Raw genomic sequence first — 1,058 nt, 5'->3', positions numbered from 1 at the left:
GTATTGTAGGACAATCCTATCGAATTAAAGATCATTTTAGCAAAGAAAATGATTGATTTTGTACATGCTTAAACAAGCGAAAATGTACATGTTTATCTTGACATTTACAGTTTCGCTAATGCTGAAAACAATTTACTTTGCTTATAATACAGTGAAACTTTAATCAGCCCTCGCCTAACTTCTTTGCTTCCACTGAATTTTGAGGCGGGGGTCTTACTGCCCAGCAAATAGCGGGATAAACTTAAATAAAATATAACTTTTAACATAGGAATACTTTATACTCTTCAATTAGAGAACAAATTTTTTTCCAATAAATAAAACTAAATATTCACTAATATATCTATCCGTGGTTTAATATATATAATAAAAAAATATTTCTGTCTTTAATGAGGAGGTACTATGAAAGCAAACGTAGGGGATACTATACTTTTTCAACGAAATAATTTAAAGATTACAGGATCTGTATTAAAACTTTATACTGAATCGGTCTTAGTTGAAATTACAAATGTAAGCGGTGGTACTTTTGAATTTGATCGAACAATTGTAAATCATAAAAACTATAAAGTTTTAAATACAAATACATAAAACAACACAAAATAGCCCCTGCTCAACAGCAGGGGCTATTTTATATAAAAATATTTCACTAGTTTATATACCCTAAAACATTAACAATCTTACTCGCTTTTAAATTGTTAATATGATAATAAATTTCTAAACCTCTTCTCTCTGCTCGTAACACTTTACCCTTCATTTTTGATAGATGTTGTGAAACAGTAGATTGCGGAATATTCAGTAACTCTGTTAATTGTGTTACATTACAAGTTTTTCTCGTACTTAATTCATTTACAATTTGCAGTCGGATTGGATGCGCCATAATTTTTAAAATATCTACATCTTCTTCTGAAACTAAAGTTTTTCTCATTTCACTCGTATATGTTGTCATAAGACATTCCCCTCGTATATTAATATTTAAGCCCTATCTCAGGCTTAGTTTTACTCTCTAATAAGAGTCCAGTAATAAAGAAAATACTTGGACGTCTCAAGATATTTCTAGATAA

At 29.5% G+C, this 1,058-nt stretch carries 2 protein-coding genes; one reads left to right on the top strand and one right to left on the bottom strand.

Annotation, left to right across the window (positions count from 1 at the left end; translation table 11 throughout):
- Positions 1–399 precede the first annotated feature (399 nt).
- On the top strand, positions 400–585 hold the full coding sequence (locus MR168_RS32975) for a YkvS family protein (RefSeq protein ID WP_000646793.1): 186 nt from the start codon (positions 400–402) through the stop codon (positions 583–585).
- A 58-nt stretch (positions 586–643) separates the two neighbouring features.
- Here the strand turns inward: MR168_RS32975 and MR168_RS32970 are convergent, their stop codons facing one another.
- Entirely contained in the window at positions 644–943 is a 300-nt protein-coding gene (locus MR168_RS32970; RefSeq protein ID WP_000214801.1) for an ArsR/SmtB family transcription factor, read from the bottom strand.
- Between the last annotated feature and the right edge of the window lie 115 nt (positions 944–1,058).

This window comes from Bacillus cereus group sp. BfR-BA-01356, assembly GCF_022663635.1.
In the GTDB taxonomy this organism is placed as follows: domain Bacteria; phylum Bacillota; class Bacilli; order Bacillales; family Bacillaceae_G; genus Bacillus_A; species Bacillus_A cereus.
The sequence above is the reverse complement of the archived record's forward strand: the minus strand, read 5'-3'. Positions and strand labels throughout refer to the sequence as shown.

Excerpts from the sequence above, each read along its gene's own strand:
- MR168_RS32975 (WP_000646793.1), top strand. The coding sequence starts at position 400 with ATGAAAGCAAACGTAGGGGATACTATACTTTTTCAACGAAATAATTTA.
- MR168_RS32970 (WP_000214801.1), bottom strand. The coding sequence starts at position 943 with ATGACAACATATACGAGTGAAATGAGAAAAACTTTAGTTTCAGAAGAA.